Source organism: Pseudomonas sp. 10S4, from assembly GCF_034344865.1.
Classification (GTDB): Bacteria; Pseudomonadota; Gammaproteobacteria; order Pseudomonadales; family Pseudomonadaceae; genus Aquipseudomonas.
Genome location: NZ_CP133774.1, coordinates 4,287,974 through 4,305,804, shown reverse-complemented (window position 1 = coordinate 4,305,804; position 17,831 = coordinate 4,287,974). Strand labels below are relative to the sequence as shown.

Below are 17,831 nucleotides of genomic sequence, written 5' to 3'. Positions count from 1 at the left end.
AGCTAATTGATATCTCGCTCACGCCAATGGGCCAAAACCTGGCGCCGGACGAGCAGATCTTGGTTGATACCGGTAAGGCCAGTAAGGCCCAGCATCCCCACATCGCGGCGTACCTCAGCCACGATCAGATCGATTGCGTGGGCCACCCCGGCCTGTCCGGCGACGGCGCTGGCGTAGTTGAATGGCCGCCCGATGAACGTCGCCTTGGCGCCGAACGCGATTGCCTTGATCACATCGGTACCTCGACGAATACCGCTGTCGGCCATCACCAGCATGGCGCCGCTGGCCTCGACTATTTCAGGCAACACATAGAGCGGTGGCACGCTGCCATCGATCTGCCGACCACCATGGTTCGAAACCACGATGCCATCGATGCCGATCTGCTTGCAGCGCGCGGCATCGGCCGCCTGCAATACTCCCTTAATCACCATCGCGCCGGGCCACTGCTGACGGATCTGGCGCACGTGCTCCCAGTTCAGATGGCCGCGGTCGGTGAAGTCGCGCACAACGCTTGCAGACAAGGCCGGTGCCCCCGGGTCGCGCAGTTGTTCTCGAAGTAAGGCATTCCATACTTCACAAGCGTGCGCAGGAAGGTTCCAAACAACCAGCGCGGATGCGTCACCCCTTGGTAAGCCAGCGCAACGCTTGGTCGAAGAGGCGTGGAGAACCCTGCCCGTACATTATTTTCCCTATTCGCCTTCACCGGCGTGTCGACCGTGATGACCAAGGTTTTGACACCGGCCTTGCGCACGCGCTCGATCAGCGGCGCGATTTGTACTGTATCGCCGGGCAGGTAGGCCTGAAACCAGATATTGGGTGCGGCATCGACCACCTCTTCCTGGCGTATCAGCGAGGAGCCACTCATCACGAACGGCACATTAGCCGCCGCTGCAGCCTGCGCCAGGGACAGATCGCCCCGATAACCGGTCAGCGCGGCAATCCCCATAGGCGCAATGCCTACCGGCGCGCTGTAGCGATGGCCAAACAGGTCGACGGAAATATCTCGGGTGGAAACATCCACCAAAACATTGGGTTTCAGGAAATAGTCGTCGAACGCTTGGCGATTGGCATAGAGCGTCAGGTTGTCCTCGACACCGCCCTGTACGTAGGCGTAGAGCGGTTTGGGCAGAAGCTTGCGAGCGCTGATTTCGAAGTCGGCGAGTGAGAGATGGTGGGAAAGTAATTTGGACATTGGTACAGGCACGGTCTACAAAAGGCGCGACTATAGGACTGCACCCGAAATTCGCTAAAGACTCATAATGCATATGTTTATGCGTTGAGTGCTGACAGCAGCTTGCCTACCGCTCCCGCAGCGAGATTTCCACACGTAGAGCGCATCGCTCAGCTCGGGCGCAAGCACCGCGGCCCCACCTGCACTGACTACCAACAGGCTTGCGTCCTGGGCACCGCCCTACCCAATCGCGCAGTCAGCCCTAACGGAAACTGAACCGATACCGATGGTGTCGCCTGAGTGCCTGGGTCGCTTATCAATTGCTTCCCTCAAAGGCTGACTGAATACTGTATTCATATTCAGCCACCAACGGCTGGCGATGCGCTTGAGCCAGGTCAAGGTTGCGGATCAGCACCTCATAGGTGAAGTCCTGTGCTGGTGACTGCAGCACTATACATGGCGTCAACCGCCAACCGGGCCAGTTCGGCATCCTGCTCAGCCTTGACGCCAGACACGCCGATTGCGCCGATGCAGTGGCCTTCGTACCAAATGGCCACACCTCCTTCGAGCATGCCGTGCAGGTTGGGGGCACTTAGAAAGGCCTGACGCCCGCCATTGATCATGTCTTCATAAGCCTTGCTATCGCGACGACCAAGCGCCGCTGTACGCGCTTTCTCCATGGCGATGTAACCCGAAATCGGCGCCGTATGATCCAGACGTAACAGCCCCAGCGGATGGCCTCCGTCATCGACGACGCAAATCGCCACGGGCCAGTTGCGGCTTTGGGCGAGGGCTTTTGCCGCCGACAGCATTTGCGAAACGTTTTGCTCGCTCAGCAACGCCTTGGTTTGCATCTCTACTCCAATAAACGAAGAGAACGGCCGCATGCTCAAGCATGCGTGCCGAAAGAACGAACGAACGCGCATTACTCGCCGTAGATATCGAAGTCGAAATACTTCTGGCGAATTTTTTCGTAGGTGCCATTGGCACGAATTGTCGCCAAGGCCTGATTGAAACGACCTGCCAGCGGATCGCCCTTGCGCACCGCAATACCGATACCGGTACCGAAGAATTTTTCTTCGGTAAAAGCCGGGCCGACAAATTCATAGTCTAGCCCTTCCGGGCGCTTCAACAGGCTTTCATCGATGACCACCGAACTGGCCATGGTTGCGTCCAGGCGACCACCCAGCAGGTCAAGGAACACTTCATTTTGCGAGCCGTAGCGAATCACTTCAGCGCCAGCCGGAGCAAAATTCTCGGTCACGTAACGATCGAAGTTGGTCGCCCGTTACACGCCGATTCGCTTGCCTTTGAGCTGGGCGGGAATATCGGTGACGCCGGCGCCTTTCTTGAACACCAAGCGTGCCGGGATACGGTAGTAACGGTTACTAAAATCGACTGATTTCATCCGCTCGGGCGTCATGGACATTGAAGAAATGATCGCATCGACTTTTTCACCTTGAGCGCTGGAATCAGCCCGTCGAACTCCTGCTCTTGCCACTGGCATTGGACTTTCATCTCGGCGCACAGCGCCTGCCCGATGTCGTAGTCAAAACCCACGATGGTATTGTCCGGGGTTTTCGAAGCGAACGGCGGGTAAGCCGCTTCGATGCCCAGCCGCAGAGGTTGCTCAGCCGCGTGCAGGCTGGCACCAAACGCCAGCAGCGAGACAAGACTGACTTTCAAGACAACGCTTTTTACGTTCATTCAAAGCTCCAAATGCGATGTTGTTTATGTCGGGCGCTCCGCAAAAGAAGACGTCCGTTATGGCAGCGGCAATGTGAACAAGCAGAGGTGACGGCTCTGTCGGCCGCCTGCCTCACCGCTACGTAACGCAGCGGTTAAAACAGGGTGGTTTCAGACTGCGGCGGTGACAATCAACTCCAACAGGATCTGCGGGTCATCGAACATCACTTGAGCGGTGGCCCGTGCCGGCGTTTGCCCGGCATCGACCCAGGTACTCCAAGTTTCATTCATGCCGGTAAAATCAGCGCCCATGTCTTTCATCCAGATCTGCACGCTGAGCAGACGGCTCTTGTCGCTGCCCGAGACCTTCAGCAACTCGTCGACCCGTTGCAGAACCTGGCGCGTCTGACCACGGATGTCCTGGCTGCAATCGGCGGCGACGATGCCACTGAGCCAGGCCACGCCGTTGTGTACGACACTGCGACTCAGGCGTGGATTGCTTTCGATGCGTTGGATAAGGCTCATAGATGCTCCTGGGTAAGAGGTGTCTCGGTGGACAATTGGGCAAGGGTGATGGGTTTGAGTGGCGAGCGAATGCGGTAATACCCGACCTCTACGGCGGGGACCTTGCGCTGCTCGGCAATGATTTCAGTGACGCTCAAACCGCACAGCCGCCCCTGGCAAGGCCCCATGCCGCAGCGACCGAACGCCTTGGTCTGATTGGGGCCCAGACAACCGAGCTCAACGTAGTGGCGAATCGCACCGGCGCTGACTTCTTCACAGCGACAGACAATCACCTCGTCGGCGGGTATGCGGTTTTGCTGTTGCGGGCGATACAACGCATTGATCAGTGGCCGCGCAGCTCGTTGGCGACGCAGGACCTTTCGATAAGGGGCGGCAAGTTGTTGCAACGGCTGCGGATCGACTTTTCCCGACCTTGCGGCAATCGCCAGCCCGGCCAAACGGCCTTCGAGCAGCGCAACCTGAGCGCCGCCAATTGCACCACCGTCACCGGCGATAAATATTCCTGGCAGGCTGGTTTCACCCCAACTGTCGCGGCGTGCGGCCCAGCACAGTTGTTGTTCGCACCAGTCGTGTTCGACGCGTAACGACCAACTGATCTGGGTGTTGGGCACCACGCCTTGGTGCAGCAAAATCAGCGAGGCGGGAATGGTCCAGCGACGCCCTTTACTGCCGAAACTCAGGGCACTGACCTGTGTCGTGCCTTCGATATGTAGGTCCCGGGCATCACGAAAATGCCGGACCCCGGCGCGCCTCAAGTCGACCAGCAAATGCAGGCCCTTGAGCAAGTCGCGCCAACCGCGTAATGCACCGGGGACTTTGTGCCAGGCACGCAACAGGTCGCCTTTTCCACTGGTGTCCACCAGCGCTTCGATGGCAATGCCGGCACGCAGATATTGCACGGCCAGCAGATACAACAATGGCCCGCAACCGGCCAACACCACGGGTCCATCCGGCACCAGCGCGGCGCTTTTAAGCAAGATCTGCCCGGCGCCGGCGGTCATGACGCCGGGCAGGGTCCAGCCAGGGACAGGCATCGGCCGCTCGAACGCACCAGTGGCGATCAAGACATGACGCCCCTGCAAGATTTCGGCACGGCCATCAATCAGGTAATGCACCTGACGCTGCGGCGTCACTTGCCAGATAGCCGCGTTGGCCAGGTAACGGGCACCGCACTGGAGGAACTGCGCGGTGAGCTCCGCGCCCGCCTCATAGTCATCGCCCAATACGACACGACTACGCGGATCGGCCTGCAGGACGTTGCGATAAATTTGCCCCCGGGGCTGCCCTGTTCATCCAGCACAACCACGGTGAGCCCGTGTCGTGTGGCCTCAAGCGCCGCGCTCATGCCCGCCGGGCCGGCACCGATCACAACCAGGTCAATCATTTGATCATTCATCAGCGCCCTCCTCGTCACCGGCCGGGAGATCGCGAGCACCGCGTTGCCTGAAAACACTCATACCCGCTCGAACCGGCAGCAGACACGCCTGACAATTGGCTTGCCCGTCCACCTCGACGAGACACTCGAAGCACACACCCATCATGCAATAGGGCGCGCCAAGCCTTCCGCTGACAGCACTTTCGCGGGTATGAGTGACGCCGCTGACCAACAACGCGGCAGCCAGCGAAACCCCGGCAGGCACCTTTAATGGCGCGTCTTCAAACTCGATTTGCACGGTGTTTTGCGCAGGCGCCAAGGCCCGAAACAAGCTATCAGCCGGCATGACGCACCTCATGTTTGAGACTGAATCGCTGCAGACTGAAAGCCGCTACAGCCGGATCATCGAACTCGCCGCCAATCCATGGCGCCAGGCGCAAGGCGTGGATTGCCGCCAGCGTCACGCCGCTGTGGCAACTCACTACAAATGCACCCGGGCAGCTCGGCGCGGCTTCGTAGACCGGGAAGCCATCGTCACTCATCACCCGCAATGCGCCCCACGCCCGAACCAGACGCACGTTTGCCAGCTGCGGAAAACATTGCACGGCACGACGCGCAATGGTCGCCATCACTTCGCTGCCAGTACCGTCGTCCAAACCTACAGACTCATGGGAGTCGCCCAACTGCACCGTACCTTCGTCGGTCTGACGCACGTAGGTGGTGGGGTAATGCAGAAAGGGTTTAAGGCGCTCGGTGACCAGGATCTGCCCGCGGTTGGGCTTCACTGGCACATCCAGCCCCAACGCTGCGCCTAGCGCACGATTGCCGAGTCCGGCAGCCAACACGACCCGCTCGGCGTGCCAGCAATGTTCACCGGCGCTCAGTTCAAAGCCCGAACCTCGCTGGCCGACGGCGCTCACCCGGTGGCCATTGATGATCTTGACCCCGCGTATCTGGCAGGCCGCGTACAGGGCCTGCAACAATTTCAGAGGATTGACGTGACCATCCATGGGCGAGTAGCAGCCACCCACTACCGTCGGCCCCACGCCAGGCAAGCGGTCCCGCAGTTGTGCCGAATCCAGCAGTTCGAACGGATAATCACCGTCCATGGCTTCGCGCAGCCAAAACAGTCGGCGGCTTTCTTCGGCCATCTCATCTTCACTCAGACACAGCTGGTACCCGCCCGGCTGACGCAGATGGATGTCGATGCCGGTGTCGGCCTGCAACGAGGCGGCGAACCGCGGCCACAGCGCCACCGACTCGCGAGTCCATTGCACATAGGGGCTCATTCCATAACCCTTGCCCTGAACCCACAACAGGCCGAAGTTGCCGCGCGCAGCCCGAAAGGCGTCGTCCCCCTCATCCAGGACGCTGACCTGGCGACCGAGCATGGCCAGCCCATAAGCAATGGACAGCCCCACCAAACCACCGCCGACGATAATTACATCAGTTTTTTGCATAAGTCCCGCGATCGCTCTCTCAACGCTGAGGAATCACCTACAGCGCAGGCACTACGCCCGAATAATCTTGATGGAGAAGATCCTAGAGAGCTGACAGCAGCTTGAAAAATGCTTTATTTTGTCAATCCCATGTCTTTTAGTTATGGTTTTCTTCAAAGGATAACGCCATGAACCTTCGTCAGCTGGAAGCCTTTCGCGCCGTGATTCTGGGCCAGACGGTGACCCGCGCCGCCGAGATGCTGCACATCTCGCAACCTGCAGCAACGCGACTGATTGCCAGCCTCGAGGAAGACATCGGTTTCAGCTTGTTCGACCGGATCAAAGGTCGACTTCAGCCCACACCCGAGGCCATGACGCTGTATCAGGAAGTGCAACGCTCACTGATTGGCGTCGACCGTATTGCCCGAACCGCGCAGGACATCCTCAGCCTGAAACGCGGTTCGCTGCACATTGCCTGTGCGCCGGCCATGGGCCTGTCGTTCCTGCCGCGAGCCATCGCCGCGTTCATGGCCGAGCATGACCATGTGCAAATTTCGCTGGCGGTGCTTTCATCGCGCGAGGTGGTAGACCTGGTGGTGGGTCAGCGTTGCGACCTCGGCATCATCGTACTGCCCAACACCTACCCGAGCCCGCGCGCCGAAAAACTGCTGGCGACCCGGATGCTGTGCGCCCTGCCCGCCGGGCACCGCTTGCAGAACCAGGCCACGATCAAGCCTGAAGACTTGCAAGGCGAAGCGTTTATTTCCTATCCACAATCCATCGGCTCGCGCCAACACATCGACTCGATATTTGCCGCTCACGGGGTCGAGCGTGAACTGCGTCTGGAGACCCAGCTATCGCTGCCAATGTGCGCGCTCGTCGAACAAGGTTTGGGGGTAGCGCTGGTTGATGCGATCAGCGCTGTCGAATACCGAGGCAGTGGCATTGTGTTCAGGGCATTCGAACCGGCGATCGAAATGGACTTCAGCATGCTGCTGCCGGTGCAGGGGCCGGCGTCGAAACTGCAAATCAGCTTTCTCGAACACATGCAGCAGTTCATCGCTCGGGAGGTTCCGGCGGACTATCGATTTTAGATGCGAAAACTGTTGACCCGACTGTCTGCCAGTTTGAACACCACACGCTGCGGGTGGTTGATCGAAACCAGATACTCCACCGGCTGCCCTAGGGTGTCGAAAATCACGCCCCGATACACCAGCGCAGCCGTCCCGGGATCGACCTCCAGCAGGCGCGCCTCCTGGTCATTCATAGTGGCAATGCTTAACGTGCCCTCGTCACTTTCTATTTCGATCTGATACCGCGCCAGCAACAAGGCATACAACGAGGCCCCCTCGATCAGATCCCCCGCGACCAGTTCCGGCACCCGCGCGGCAGGAATGTAGCTGGTCTCGATGCAGAACGGCTTTTGGTCCACGGTGCGCAGACGCCTGATGGCCAGCAACACATCGCCTTCCTGAATCTTCAGTAGTTTGGCGACGCGGGCGCTGGCCTGGGCTTGTTCGAAATAGAGCAATTTGCTGCCGGGCCGGGCGCCGGCCTGTTCAACCACTTCGGCGATGCCTTTACGCGCCACGGTATTGAGTGGTCGCTCGACACCCGGAGCGGTCACGAAGGTTCCGCGATTGCCGCGGCGCTCGAGGATCCCGCGATCGATCAGTGTTTGCAGCGCCTTGCGCAAGGTCATCCGACTGATTCCCAGGTGTTCGGCCAAGTCCCTTTCCGCAGGGATTCGCTCAGTCGGTCCGAACTCCGGGCGCTCCAACATTTCAAGCAGCGCCTGGACGGCCTGCCAGGCAACCTGCTTGCGTTGCGGTGCGGGAAACGCCACGTCGGAGGATTTTGCGCTGGTAACTTTCATGGTCTACATCCTGGATTATTTTTCTGGTGATCCGCTGCGACTGTAAACAATTAAAAGCTGACGCAAACCCGCCAGTTTAACGATAACAAAGAATACCTGGCTCGGAAAACTCCTGAAAACCGCTTATTCGACTCATTAGACCACGGGGAATAAGCCTTGTAATGGTATTTTTCATGGTATAGATTTTGGTCTAAATGGTGGTCATGAACAGCAACATGAGCCCCCTTAACAAGGCACCCAGGAGTCCACATGGCGATCCAGTTCAACCGGGAAGGCTTCATCACTTCCTTACAGCAATCCGTTCAAATCGTCGACGACGCCCAGCAGTTTGGCCAAGAGTTGGCAACGCGGATTGACCGCATCTATTTCGTCAGCTGCGGCGCCCCCAACCGCATCATGCTCGGCTTGCAGTACTGGCTTGAGCGCTACAGCCATTCACTGGAAGTCCGTCGTTATTTCCCGGCCGATTTCATGGACATCGATCCGCCGCGCCTGGATGAGCGCACCCTGGTTGTGCTCGCGTCCAAATCCGGAACGACCCAGGAAACCATCGCCGCCGCCCGCTTCCTGCAGGGCAAACCATGTCTCACGGTGGGAGTGACACAAACCGCCGAGCTGCCGCTGGCCCAAGCCGTTCAACATTGCTTCCTGCTGGGACGTACGGACGAGGCTTACTTCGGCTGCTTCATGATCCTTCAGGCGTTGATCGGCGGTATTTTGGCCAAACGCGAAGGCTGGCCCCTGCTGGACAAGCTCACCCGCTCACTCAAGGCGCTGCCGCGAGCGCTGGCTGATGCGGCGATCAACAACGACCAACGGGCGACCGAAGAAGCACGCCTCTATAAAGATGATCGCGTCATGTACTTCCTCGCGTCGGGTCCGATGTTCACCACCGCCTATGTGTTCGGCGTCTGCGTGGTGATGGAAAGCCAATGGCTGCATTGCCTGCCGGTGGAGGCCGCGGAGTTTTTCCATGGCCCGTTCGAAGCCATCGATGCCTCCACTCCGCTGCTTCTGCTGGTCGGCGAAGACCCAAGCCGAGCGCAGATGGAACGGGTCGTGAGCTTCTGCCAGCGGTACACCGAACGGGTCATGGTCTATGACTCCAAGGACTTCCCGATGCTCGGGATCGACCCGGAAATCCGCGCGATGGTCGCGCCCTACATCGTCGGCATCGCCGCTGAACGCATCGCTGCCCATCTGGCGGTCTGGCACCAGCAACCGCTGACGACTCGCCGCTACATGTGGAAAACGGAGTACTGAGCATGGCCAGCCTGATCGCGGTCGGCGACAACACGATGGATGTGTACCTGGACCGGAACATCGAGTACCCAGGCGGGAATGCGCTCAACGTTGCGGTATTCGCTTCCCGGCTGGGCACTCGCAGCGCCTACCTGGGCTGCGTAGGTGACGATCAGTATGGCCAGCGCCTGCTCGACTGCCTGCAAATAGAAGAAGTCGATGCTTCCCGTTGCCGAACGCTGCCGGGCGCCAACGGCTGGGCGTGTGTCGACAGCATCGACGGCGAACGCGTCTTTCTCGGCAGCGATTCTGGTGTCTGTCGTCAACTGCGACTCACTGCCGAAGATCTGGCCTACATCACGAAGTTCCCGCTGGCACACAGCAGCCTCTACAGCGGTCTCGAAAACCAGCTGGCGCAGATTCGTCATGCCAGCGGCTGCCTGTCCTTCGACTTCTCGGACAACTGGGTCGAGTTCGATTGGCCGGCCCTGATCAAGCATGTCGATATTGCCTTTTTCTCGGCGGCCGACCTGTCTTCGGGAGAAGCCTATGAACTGGCGCACTCGATGCGGGCGCTGGGCCCCTCGATTGTGGTCATCACACGCGGTGCTCTGGGCGCCCTCGCGGTCGATGCCCACGGCATCCATGAACAGCCCAGCCTGCCCTGCACGGTTGTCGACAGCATGGGCGCTGGTGACGGCTTCGTCGCCGCGTTTCTGCTGACATGGCAAGCCCGGCACAGCCTCGCGGAGTGCCTTTTGCACGGCGTCGATTATGCCGCCCGCGTGTGTGGCTGGACTGGTGGTTTCGGCCATGGTCAAGCCATGGACGCCGAGCGTTCCCAGCAATTGAAACAAGCCTTGAACACTCAAGGCTGATGCGTGCTGCCCCGGGCCAATCCCGGGGCTGTTCAACCAACCTGTCGTGGATACCTGTCGATGAAAAAATGTCTGATCGGTTTGATGCTCGTGGCCAGCCCGCTGATGAGCTGGGGCGCCAGCGAAGAGCTGCGTTTCGGGGTCGACCCCACCTACCCACCCTTTGAGTCCAAGCGCCCGGACGGTTCGCTGACAGGTTTCGATATCGAGTTGGGGGAAAGCCTGTGCACCGAGTTGAAACGTCGTTGCGTCTGGGTAGAAAACGCCTTCGACGGGATGGTCTCGGCGCTTAAAGGCAAGAAATTCGACGGCATCCTGTCCGCCCTGTCGATCACCGAAGAACGCAAAACCGAAATCGCCTTTTCCGACACCCTGTATGACACCCCGGCCCGCCTGGTGGCACCAGAGGGCAGCCCCTTGCAACCGACAGCCGAATCCTTACGCGGCAAGCGCATCGGCGTGCAGCAAGGCAGCGTGTTCGAAGTCTATGCCAAGCAGATGTGGGGCTTGAAAGGCGTGGAGGTGGTGCCTTACCAAAGCAGCGACTTGACCTACTCGGACTTGATCAACGGTCGGCTGGATGCAGCGTTCGACGATGCCATTGCGGTCTCCGAAGGCCTGCTCAAGAAGCCGATTGGCAAAGGCTTCGGCTATGCCGGTGAGATCGTCAAATCCCCTGAAATCTTCGGGCCGGGAACCGGGATCGGCTTGCGCAAAAGCGATACCGCGCTGGCCAGCGACATCAATCAGGCGCTCGAGCGGATCCACCAAAACGGCACCTATGAGCGCATCGCCAAAAAACACTTCGACTTCGACATCTCGCCTAAATAAACCACCATCGCGGAGCCAGGAACCATGTTTCTTGAGGGATACAGCCATCTTATTTTTCAGGGCGCATGGTTGACGGTGCAGGTGGCCACCTGGGCTGCCTGCGTGGCCATCACGCTTGGCCTGCTCGGGGCCTTGGCGAAACTCTCGCCACTGGCACCGCTACGGCTGATCGCAACGGTCTATACCACGCTGGTGCGCAGTGTCCCGGATCTGGTCTTGATGCTGCTCATTTACTACAGCGCGCAAATCGGGCTGAACCAGGTGGCGGAAGCGTTCGGCCAGGACTCTTTTCAGTTGAACCCTTACGGCACCGCGATCGGTACGCTGGGATTCATCTACGGTGCCTACTGCACCGAGACCTTTCGCGGGGCCTTCCAGGCCATCCCGTTCGGGCAACTGGAGGCGGCTCGAGCCTATGGCATGAGCCACTGGCAAGTACTGCGGCGTATCCGCTTCCCACAGATGATGCGTTTCGCATTGCCCGGCATCGGCAATATCTGGCAAGTGCTGTTGAAAAGTGCCGGCCTGATTTCGCTGCTGGGCCTCAATGACATGGTTCAGGTCGCCAAACAGGCGGGCAACGCGACCTCAAGGCAAATGTTTTTCTACCTGGTGATTGCCGCGATATTTTTTGCCTTTGCGATCCTTTCAAGTCTGGCGCTTAAGCACCTTGAGCGGCGCTACAGCGTCGAACCGCAGCGGAGAGCGTCATGATCGAGATACTGAAAGAGTTCGGGCCGAATTTCCTGTGGTCCGACGGTTACCGCTGGAGCGGTCTGTCTATCACGCTATGGCTGTTGGTGACGTCCGCCGTCATCGGTTTGTGCGCGGCGATACCGCTGGCGCTGATTCGCACCTACGGCAGTCAGTGGCTCGCACTGCCCATTCGGCTCTACACCCTGGTGTTTCGCGGCACCCCACTGTTCGTGCAACTGCTGATCATCTACAGCGGCCTGGCCAGTTTGAGCTTCATCAGAGAATCATCGAGCCTGTGGTGGTTCTTTCGTGACGGCATGCATTGTATGATTCTGGCGCTGGCCTTGAATACGTGCGCTTACACCATTGAAATTCTTGCCGGCGTACTGCGTACCACCCCACGCGGCGAGATCGAGGCGGCGCTGACCTTGGGCATGACCCGCAGCCAACTGTTCGTTCACGTACTGATCCCGAGCATGCTGCGTCGAGCACTCCCCGCTTACAGTAACGAAGTGATTTTTGTCCTCCATGCCACGGCCATTGCCTTTACCGCAACCGTTCCCGACATCCTGAAAATCGCAGCAGATGTTAACGCGGCCACCTTCAAGACCTTTCAGGCCTATGGGATTGCCGCCCTGCTCTACATGCTGGTGGCGTGTGCGCTGGTGGGAATATTCCGGCTGGTCGAGCGCCGTCTATTGGCTTATCAGCGTTTGAGCTGAGCTACAAGCCAACGCTTACTCCACGTGAAAAAGCCCGGCGCTGTCACAGTCGTCGGGCTTTTTCAGCGAGTCATTGCTCAACAATGACGGTGCATCGGGCTCAAGGCAATGGATCGAACTTCAAGTTGCCAAGGCTCTGTACTTTGTCCTCACGAACCATTTTGTAGGCGGTGTTTGGGCCGATCCAGCGGTCCCAGATTGCATCGATCTCGCCGGACTTTTCCATCGACGCCAGCGATTCGTTGACCTTGGCCAGAAAGGCCGGCTCATCACGGCGCATGCCCGCGCCAATTGGTTCGAGGGCCATCGGCTCCTTGGCCAATGCCAGTTCGACACCACTTTCCTTGGCCTGACCCACCAGTTTCAACGCGGTCATGGTGTTGGTCACCAGGCCCACGACCTTGTTTTGTTGCAAGGCCATGTAGGCCGAACCGGTGTCCTGGAACGTCACCGGAGTTGCCCCGGCAATTCGGATCGACTGCTCGGAGGTCGAGCCTTTGGTGGAGCTGATGCGCTTGTCCTTGAAGAAGCTTTTCGGCTGATCGGCGTTGACCGCGCGCACCACCAGGGTTTCCTTGGCGATGTAGTACGGGTCGCTGAACTGGATCTGTTCGGCGCGGGTCTTGGTGTAGGCCAGGTTGGCGAAGATCACATCGACACGGCCCATTTTCACCTCAGGAATCCGCGCTTCCACCGACAGCGGTTTGAGCTCCAGTTCAACGCCCATGGTCTTGGCCAGGGCCTTGCACAAATCGACATCCATGCCCACCAGTTCGCGGGTTTTCGGATCAGGCGCCGAGAACGGTGGCACGTCGGCATACACGCCGCAGCTCAACGACTTCTTGGCCATGATGTCGCTCAATTGATCGGCCTGGGCGACGGCAACAGCCAAAGGACCTAACGCCAGCGTGACTAACAGATGCTTCATACGCATGGAAAAACTCCGGGGATGAGAAAGTCGAATGGCAGAGCAAGCAAAACCGTTGCGACTCAATGAGCCCGCAGATCGGCAATGAAACGTTGCGCTCGCGGGTGCGCGGGCTGATTGAAGAAGCTTTCGGGCGTGCTCTTTTCCAGAATCTGACCCGCGTCCATAAACCAGATGGTGTCAGCGACTTCACGGGCAAAGTTCATCTCGTGAGTCACGCACATCATGGTCATGCCCTCCTTGGCCAAGCCTTTCATCACACTCAGCACCTCACCGACCATTTCCGGGTCGAGGGCACTGGTGGGTTCATCGAACAACATCACGGGCGGCTCCATCGCCAACGCCCGGGCGATCGCCACCCGCTGCTGCTGACCGCCGGACAGCTGCGCCGGATAGGCGCCGGCCTTGTGCGCCAGCCCGACCCGATCCAGCAATTGCATGGCGTGTTGCTTGGCGGCCGAACCTTTCAGGTTGCGAATTTTGCTCGGCGCCAGGGTGATGTTTTCCAGCACCGACAGGTGTGGAAACAGATTGAAGCTCTGGAACACGAAACCCACACGGCTGCGCAGTCGGTTGATGTGCGCGTCCGTGCCGGCGACGTCCTGGCCGTCGAACTCGATCTGGCCTTTCTGAATGTCTTCCAGGCGATTGACCGTGCGGATCAACGTCGACTTGCCGGACCCTGACGGGCCACACAACACCACCACTTCACCGGGTTTCACCTCCGCGGTGATGTTGGTCAGTGCGTGGTACTCGCCGTACCATTTGTTGATATTCGAAAACATGATCATTGGATGCATGGTCGCAACCCTCTTCAATTATCGATGGCCAATAAAGGGTCGGCAGCCACGGCCGGACCGCCATTACCCAGGCGCTTGCGAGCGATACGGCGTTCCACCCAGCCCGCCAGATGGGTCAGGCCGAAACAGAGCAGGTAGTAGATGATCGCCAGGATGAAAAACACCTGGAACGGCTTGGTCAGCAGTTGGTTATTGACCTGGTTGGCAGCGAAGGTCACTTCCTGGACGTTGATGACATAGCCCAGCGAGGTTTCCTTGATGATCGAGATGAACTGGCTGATCAGGCTGGGCAACGCGTTGTACAACGCTTGCGGCAAGATCACCCAGATCGTCGTGCGCAGGTAACCGAGGCCGAGTGCGCGGGACGCTTCGTACTGACCCGGCGGTAACGCCTGGATACCGCCACGGATGATTTCGCACAGGTAGGCACTTTGGTAGATCACCAATGTACAGAGCATGGTGACGAACCCGGTGATGTTGTGGCCGATCAGCAACGGCACCAGGAAGTACGTCCAGAAAATCACCATCAGCAATGGAATGCCGCGCAGTACATAGACCCAGACCGTGGCCGCCCAACGCAGGCCCTTCCACGGCGAAACCCGAGCCAGCGCCAGCAGCAAGCCAAACGGGAATGCCATCACCAGCGCCAGCGCTGCCAGAATCAAGGTGCTGGCCAAACCGCCCAACGGGCCGTGGGGATATTGGCCGATCAGAAAAAGCGTCCAGTTGTTTTGCAAAATCGAGAAGAGATCAAACATCGTCATCTACCTCGCCAGCGCTTTGTTGAAGCGTCGCGCCAACAACGCGCCGAGCCCCATCAACAGCAGTGAAAACACCAGGTAGAACACCGTGGCAACCAGGTACGACTCGAAGGTACGGAAGGTGTAGTTCTCGACTTCGCGGGTGGCGTAACTCAGCTCGACCACACCGATGGCCATAGCCAGACTGGTGTTCTTAAACAACAGCACGGTGTGGTTGATCAGTGATGGCAGGCAGTTGCGCACACCTTGCGGCAGGATCACGTAGCGCATCGAGCGCACATAACCCAACCCGAGCGCTCGGGACGCTTCGGTCTGCCCGGCGGGAATGGCGCGCAGGCCGCTGCGGATGTCCTCACAGAAATACGCGGCTTGGCACAACCCCAGGGCAATTACCGAGAACAGGTATTCAGTACTGTAGTTCGCCAGCCACAGTTGAGTGGACTCGCTGAGCAAGGTCGGTACGCCGAAATACCAGAGCATCAGTTGCACCAGCGTCGGCACGTTTCGGTGGTAGGACACGTAACCGGCCACTAACCGGTCGGCGAGTTTGTTTCCGGTCAGGCGCACGGTCACCAGCAACAGCGCCAGGGCCATCGCCAGCAGCCAGGCGAACAGCGCCAGTTGTAGAGTCTTTTCAATGCCCTTGACGATCAGCTCGGCATATTCGCCTTGCAGAACCGCGGCCAAATCGAAGTCACGCTTCATGGTCAATCCCTATCGGCATTGGGCTAGGGCAGAATTAAGTCGCCAGCGACAAGCGTGGCGTGGGTATGGCATGACGGATTGATCCGTTCTTCTGGCAGGCGTCTTTCGTGGAGGATCTCAGCCCTGATAATCCTGCGGACGGGCCGTCGACAGACCGCCTGGCACTTGCAGGGTCGGGGTGATTTCCATGTGCCCGACGTTGACCGAAATCGGCGCGGCGATGGCAAACGCGATGGCGTCGGCGATGTCCTTGGCCTGCGGCAGTTCGAAACCTTCGACGAAACGCTTGTAGGTATCTTCGGAATCGCCATGGACGTGGGCAAAGATGTCGGTGGCCACCCGGCCTGGACAGATCTCGGTGACCCGAACCCGCTTGCCGAACGCGTCGATGCGCAGCTGTCGCGAGAGCATGCTCACGGCCGCTTTGGTGGCGTGATAAGTCGAGTTGCCGCCGAAGTTGTAAGCCGCGGCAATCGAACTGATGTTGATGATGTGGCCACAGTCGCGCTCAACCATACCCGGCAACGCCAGACGTGCCAGGTGCAAGACCGCCCGCAGGTTGACGTCGATCAGCAAGTCGATGCCTTCGGCGTCAGCCTTGAGAATCGAACCCGGTTTATCGACCCCGGCGTTGTTCACCAGAATGTCGAACTGCTGGGTTCCGAACAGACGGGTCAACCCGGCCAGGTCGGTAACATCGATGGCATGTGCGATGCAGCCGGTTTTCGCCGCCAGTTCTTGTAGCTTCTCAGCGCTGCGAGCTAAGGCATGCACCTGCACGCCTTCCTGACACAGGCGCTCGACGACGGCGGCGCCAATCCCGGAAGAGGCGCCGGTCACCAGCGCGGTTTTGTAATCTGAAAATGGCATGAGTTTGTCCTCGTATTACATGTGCGGATCACTCGGTGATCGCGATGACTTCGACTCTATCCAGCCCTGAAGCCGTGGACCAAGACGGAATGACTGTGTGGCAATAAGCCCTGCTTATGACCGTGCAACCGTTACGCCAACAGTTGCGAAATAGGCGTGATGCAACCGCCCGCCAGCTCGATTTCTCGACGGATGGTGCGGGCCAGGTCCACTGCGCCAGGGGTGTCGCCGTGCAGCAGGATCGAATGCGCCGGCACCGCAATGTGCTTGCCGTTGAGCGTGGTCACGGTGCCCTCCTCCAGCAACTGTCGAACCCGTTGCAACACGGCCGCCGGTTCCTTGATCACCGAGCCCGGCACCTTGCGCGGCACCAGCAGGCAGTCGTCGTCGTAGGCACGGTCAGCCAGAAACGTGGTGGCGACCCGCAACCCGCATTTGTCAGCGGCGTTTTCGATGGCCCGACTGCTCGATGAACTGATAATCAGCGTCGGATCGAACGCTGCCACCGCACAGACTAGGGGCTCGGCCAACGCCGCGTCGGCGGCGACCATGTTGCCCAGCGCGCCGTGAAAACTCATGTGGGTTATGCGATGGCCATTGACCGCCGCCATCCCGGCCAGCGCCCCGAGCTGATAAATCACGTAGGTCGCCAGTTCCTTGAGTTCAATGTTCATCTGCCGCCGGCCAAAACCCATCAAATCGGGGAAGCCCACATGGGCACCCAGATCGATGCCGCCGGCCTTGGCCAGACGCACGGTGTTATCCATGATCAGCGGATCGCCGGCATGAAAACCGCACGCCACGTTGGCCGATGAGATCAGGCTCATCAACGCTTCATCTTCACCCATGCGCCAAGGTCCGAAGCCCTCGCCCAGATCCGCGTTCAAATCAATCTTCATCACTTGCCCTCACTCGTCATGCCGCATCCAGGCGCATGAACGCCTCGCCAAAACCCACCGTCGTGCCACACACCGTCAACACCGCCGCCACCCGTCCGGCCTTCTGGCTGAGAATCGGCAACAGCAAATCGCCGACTTGCAGCAACGCGACCAGTTGCCCTGGCGCCACCCGACTGCCAACCGATACCAGCACCTCGCTCTGTTGCGGGTGCGTCAGCAGCAACCGGCCCAGGCCGGGGTCTTCAACAGCTGTTCATCGGGCGCCTTCAAAGGTTCTGGCGCCGTGATCTGAACCGGCGCCGCGACCTCGTCGACACAGCGCTTGAGCACCAAATAAAGCCCCGGACGACGGATTTCCGCGCCAGCCAGGTGGGTCTCCTTGAGCCACACCGCCAACTGGCGGATTTCCTGATTTGTCATGTCTGAA

The 17,831-nt window shown here is 59.3% G+C and carries 21 protein-coding genes and 2 pseudogenes; 6 read left to right on the top strand and 17 right to left on the bottom strand.

What is annotated here, in order from left to right; genetic code table 11:
- Window positions 1–2: 2 nt before the first annotated feature.
- From RHM58_RS20195 to RHM58_RS20155, 8 genes and pseudogenes are all read right to left on the bottom strand, one after another.
- Window positions 3–506: an alpha-hydroxy acid oxidase gene (locus RHM58_RS20195; protein ID WP_322267963.1), complete on the bottom strand. Its 504-nt coding sequence runs from the start codon at window positions 504–506 to the stop codon at window positions 3–5.
- The gene (locus RHM58_RS20190; RefSeq protein WP_322267962.1) at window positions 476–1,192 is read right to left on the bottom strand and encodes an alpha-hydroxy acid oxidase; all 717 of its coding nucleotides are present in this window, start codon (window positions 1,190–1,192) and stop codon (window positions 476–478) included. Before RHM58_RS20190 ends, RHM58_RS20195 begins: the two co-directional genes overlap by 31 nt.
- Window positions 1,193–1,587: 395 nt before the next feature.
- Entirely contained in the window at window positions 1,588–2,025 is a 438-nt protein-coding gene (locus RHM58_RS20185; protein ID WP_322267961.1) for a heme-binding protein, read from the bottom strand.
- Between the two features lie 71 nt (window positions 2,026–2,096).
- Window positions 2,097–2,878 (bottom strand): annotated as a pseudogene (locus tag RHM58_RS20180) (ABC transporter substrate-binding protein).
- Between the two features lie 150 nt (window positions 2,879–3,028).
- A complete protein-coding gene (locus RHM58_RS20175) occupies window positions 3,029–3,382 on the bottom strand; it encodes a RidA family protein (RefSeq protein ID WP_322267960.1) in 354 nt (117 codons plus the stop codon).
- A pseudogene (locus RHM58_RS20170) lies at window positions 3,379–4,778 on the bottom strand (FAD-dependent oxidoreductase). The gene RHM58_RS20175 and the pseudogene RHM58_RS20170 overlap by 4 nt, the downstream one beginning before the upstream one ends.
- Window positions 4,771–5,103, bottom strand: coding sequence for a (2Fe-2S)-binding protein (locus tag RHM58_RS20160; protein WP_322267958.1), 333 nt, complete (start codon window positions 5,101–5,103; stop codon window positions 4,771–4,773). Before RHM58_RS20160 ends, RHM58_RS20170 begins: the two are co-directional and overlap by 8 nt.
- Complete coding sequence (locus RHM58_RS20155) at window positions 5,093–6,217, bottom strand: NAD(P)/FAD-dependent oxidoreductase (protein WP_322267957.1); 1,125 nt, start codon at window positions 6,215–6,217, stop codon at window positions 5,093–5,095. Before RHM58_RS20155 ends, RHM58_RS20160 begins: the two co-directional genes overlap by 11 nt.
- Window positions 6,218–6,384: 167 nt before the next feature.
- On the opposite strand from RHM58_RS20155, the gene RHM58_RS20150 reads away from it, so the two are divergent.
- Complete coding sequence (locus RHM58_RS20150) at window positions 6,385–7,290, top strand: LysR substrate-binding domain-containing protein (protein ID WP_322267956.1); 906 nt, start codon at window positions 6,385–6,387, stop codon at window positions 7,288–7,290.
- Here RHM58_RS20150 and RHM58_RS20145 read toward each other — a convergent pair.
- Window positions 7,287–8,072: a GntR family transcriptional regulator gene (locus tag RHM58_RS20145; protein ID WP_322267955.1), complete on the bottom strand. Its 786-nt coding sequence runs from the start codon at window positions 8,070–8,072 to the stop codon at window positions 7,287–7,289. The genes RHM58_RS20150 and RHM58_RS20145 overlap by 4 nt on opposite strands.
- 249 nt (window positions 8,073–8,321) lie before the next feature.
- Here RHM58_RS20145 and RHM58_RS20140 point away from each other — a divergent pair, with 249 nt between their 5' ends.
- The 5 genes from RHM58_RS20140 to hisM are packed head-to-tail and all read left to right on the top strand — an operon-like array spanning window position 8,322 to window position 12,441.
- Entirely contained in the window at window positions 8,322–9,335 is a 1,014-nt protein-coding gene (locus tag RHM58_RS20140; protein ID WP_322267954.1) for an SIS domain-containing protein, read from the top strand.
- A 2-nt stretch (window positions 9,336–9,337) separates the two neighbouring features.
- On the top strand, window positions 9,338–10,192 hold the full coding sequence (locus RHM58_RS20135; protein ID WP_322267953.1) for a PfkB family carbohydrate kinase: 855 nt from the start codon (window positions 9,338–9,340) through the stop codon (window positions 10,190–10,192).
- Window positions 10,193–10,252: 60 nt separating this feature from the next.
- Window positions 10,253–11,023 carry an ABC transporter substrate-binding protein gene (locus tag RHM58_RS20130; protein WP_201187254.1) on the top strand — a complete coding sequence of 257 codons (771 nt, stop codon included), beginning with the start codon at window positions 10,253–10,255 and terminating at the stop codon, window positions 11,021–11,023.
- 24 nt (window positions 11,024–11,047) lie between these two features.
- Window positions 11,048–11,737, top strand: a complete 690-nt coding sequence (locus tag RHM58_RS20125) for an ABC transporter permease (protein WP_201187252.1) — start codon at window positions 11,048–11,050, stop codon at window positions 11,735–11,737.
- Window positions 11,734–12,441: a histidine ABC transporter permease HisM gene (hisM, locus tag RHM58_RS20120; protein ID WP_322267952.1), complete on the top strand. Its 708-nt coding sequence runs from the start codon at window positions 11,734–11,736 to the stop codon at window positions 12,439–12,441. The genes RHM58_RS20125 and hisM overlap by 4 nt, the downstream gene beginning before the upstream one ends.
- Window positions 12,442–12,541: 100 nt before the next feature.
- Here the strand turns inward: hisM and RHM58_RS20115 are convergent, their stop codons facing one another.
- The 8 genes from RHM58_RS20115 to RHM58_RS20080 form a co-directional block, all read right to left on the bottom strand.
- Window positions 12,542–13,375 (bottom strand): ABC transporter substrate-binding protein, encoded by an 834-nt coding sequence (locus RHM58_RS20115; protein WP_201187248.1) that lies wholly within the window; start codon window positions 13,373–13,375, stop codon window positions 12,542–12,544.
- Between the two features lie 56 nt (window positions 13,376–13,431).
- Complete coding sequence (locus RHM58_RS20110; RefSeq protein WP_322270870.1) at window positions 13,432–14,160, bottom strand: amino acid ABC transporter ATP-binding protein; 729 nt, start codon at window positions 14,158–14,160, stop codon at window positions 13,432–13,434.
- Between the two features lie 23 nt (window positions 14,161–14,183).
- Entirely contained in the window at window positions 14,184–14,927 is a 744-nt protein-coding gene (locus RHM58_RS20105) for an amino acid ABC transporter permease (protein WP_201187240.1), read from the bottom strand.
- Window positions 14,928–14,933: 6 nt separating this feature from the next.
- Window positions 14,934–15,635, bottom strand: a complete 702-nt coding sequence (locus RHM58_RS20100; RefSeq protein WP_322267951.1) for an amino acid ABC transporter permease — start codon at window positions 15,633–15,635, stop codon at window positions 14,934–14,936.
- Window positions 15,636–15,752: 117 nt separating this feature from the next.
- Window positions 15,753–16,505 (bottom strand): SDR family oxidoreductase, encoded by a 753-nt coding sequence (locus tag RHM58_RS20095; RefSeq protein ID WP_201187236.1) that lies wholly within the window; start codon window positions 16,503–16,505, stop codon window positions 15,753–15,755.
- 131 nt (window positions 16,506–16,636) lie between these two features.
- Window positions 16,637–17,404, bottom strand: coding sequence for a LamB/YcsF family protein (locus RHM58_RS20090; RefSeq protein WP_201187234.1), 768 nt, complete (start codon window positions 17,402–17,404; stop codon window positions 16,637–16,639).
- Between the two features lie 16 nt (window positions 17,405–17,420).
- Window positions 17,421–17,627 (bottom strand): biotin/lipoyl-containing protein, encoded by a 207-nt coding sequence (locus tag RHM58_RS20085; RefSeq protein ID WP_322267950.1) that lies wholly within the window; start codon window positions 17,625–17,627, stop codon window positions 17,421–17,423.
- Window positions 17,618–17,824: a hypothetical protein gene (locus RHM58_RS20080; protein WP_322267949.1), complete on the bottom strand. Its 207-nt coding sequence runs from the start codon at window positions 17,822–17,824 to the stop codon at window positions 17,618–17,620. Before RHM58_RS20080 ends, RHM58_RS20085 begins: the two co-directional genes overlap by 10 nt.
- Window positions 17,825–17,831: the final 7 nt, after the last annotated feature.

What these genes read in the sequence shown, in the direction of transcription:
- RHM58_RS20145 (WP_322267955.1), bottom strand. Translation starts at nt 8,072, where the DNA reads ATGAAAGTTACCAGCGCAAAATCCTCCGACGTGGCGTTTCCCGCACCG.
- RHM58_RS20095 (WP_201187236.1), bottom strand. Translation starts at nt 16,505, where the DNA reads ATGCCATTTTCAGATTACAAAACCGCGCTGGTGACCGGCGCCTCTTCC.
- RHM58_RS20080 (WP_322267949.1), bottom strand. Translation starts at nt 17,824, where the DNA reads ATGACAAATCAGGAAATCCGCCAGTTGGCGGTGTGGCTCAAGGAGACC.
- RHM58_RS20105 (WP_201187240.1), bottom strand. Translation starts at nt 14,927, where the DNA reads ATGTTTGATCTCTTCTCGATTTTGCAAAACAACTGGACGCTTTTTCTG.
- RHM58_RS20185 (WP_322267961.1), bottom strand. Translation starts at nt 2,025, where the DNA reads ATGCAAACCAAGGCGTTGCTGAGCGAGCAAAACGTTTCGCAAATGCTG.
- RHM58_RS20190 (WP_322267962.1), bottom strand. Translation starts at nt 1,192, where the DNA reads ATGTCCAAATTACTTTCCCACCATCTCTCACTCGCCGACTTCGAAATC.
- RHM58_RS20130 (WP_201187254.1), top strand. Translation starts at nt 10,253, where the DNA reads ATGAAAAAATGTCTGATCGGTTTGATGCTCGTGGCCAGCCCGCTGATG.
- RHM58_RS20135 (WP_322267953.1), top strand. Translation starts at nt 9,338, where the DNA reads ATGGCCAGCCTGATCGCGGTCGGCGACAACACGATGGATGTGTACCTG.
- RHM58_RS20090 (WP_201187234.1), bottom strand. Translation starts at nt 17,404, where the DNA reads ATGAAGATTGATTTGAACGCGGATCTGGGCGAGGGCTTCGGACCTTGG.
- RHM58_RS20150 (WP_322267956.1), top strand. Translation starts at nt 6,385, where the DNA reads ATGAACCTTCGTCAGCTGGAAGCCTTTCGCGCCGTGATTCTGGGCCAG.
- hisM (WP_322267952.1), top strand. Translation starts at nt 11,734, where the DNA reads ATGATCGAGATACTGAAAGAGTTCGGGCCGAATTTCCTGTGGTCCGAC.
- RHM58_RS20140 (WP_322267954.1), top strand. Translation starts at nt 8,322, where the DNA reads ATGGCGATCCAGTTCAACCGGGAAGGCTTCATCACTTCCTTACAGCAA.
- RHM58_RS20115 (WP_201187248.1), bottom strand. Translation starts at nt 13,375, where the DNA reads ATGCGTATGAAGCATCTGTTAGTCACGCTGGCGTTAGGTCCTTTGGCT.
- RHM58_RS20110 (WP_322270870.1), bottom strand. Translation starts at nt 14,160, where the DNA reads ATGATCATGTTTTCGAATATCAACAAATGGTACGGCGAGTACCACGCA.
- RHM58_RS20160 (WP_322267958.1), bottom strand. Translation starts at nt 5,103, where the DNA reads ATGCCGGCTGATAGCTTGTTTCGGGCCTTGGCGCCTGCGCAAAACACC.
- RHM58_RS20175 (WP_322267960.1), bottom strand. Translation starts at nt 3,382, where the DNA reads ATGAGCCTTATCCAACGCATCGAAAGCAATCCACGCCTGAGTCGCAGT.
- RHM58_RS20125 (WP_201187252.1), top strand. Translation starts at nt 11,048, where the DNA reads ATGTTTCTTGAGGGATACAGCCATCTTATTTTTCAGGGCGCATGGTTG.
- RHM58_RS20100 (WP_322267951.1), bottom strand. Translation starts at nt 15,635, where the DNA reads ATGAAGCGTGACTTCGATTTGGCCGCGGTTCTGCAAGGCGAATATGCC.
- RHM58_RS20155 (WP_322267957.1), bottom strand. Translation starts at nt 6,217, where the DNA reads ATGCAAAAAACTGATGTAATTATCGTCGGCGGTGGTTTGGTGGGGCTG.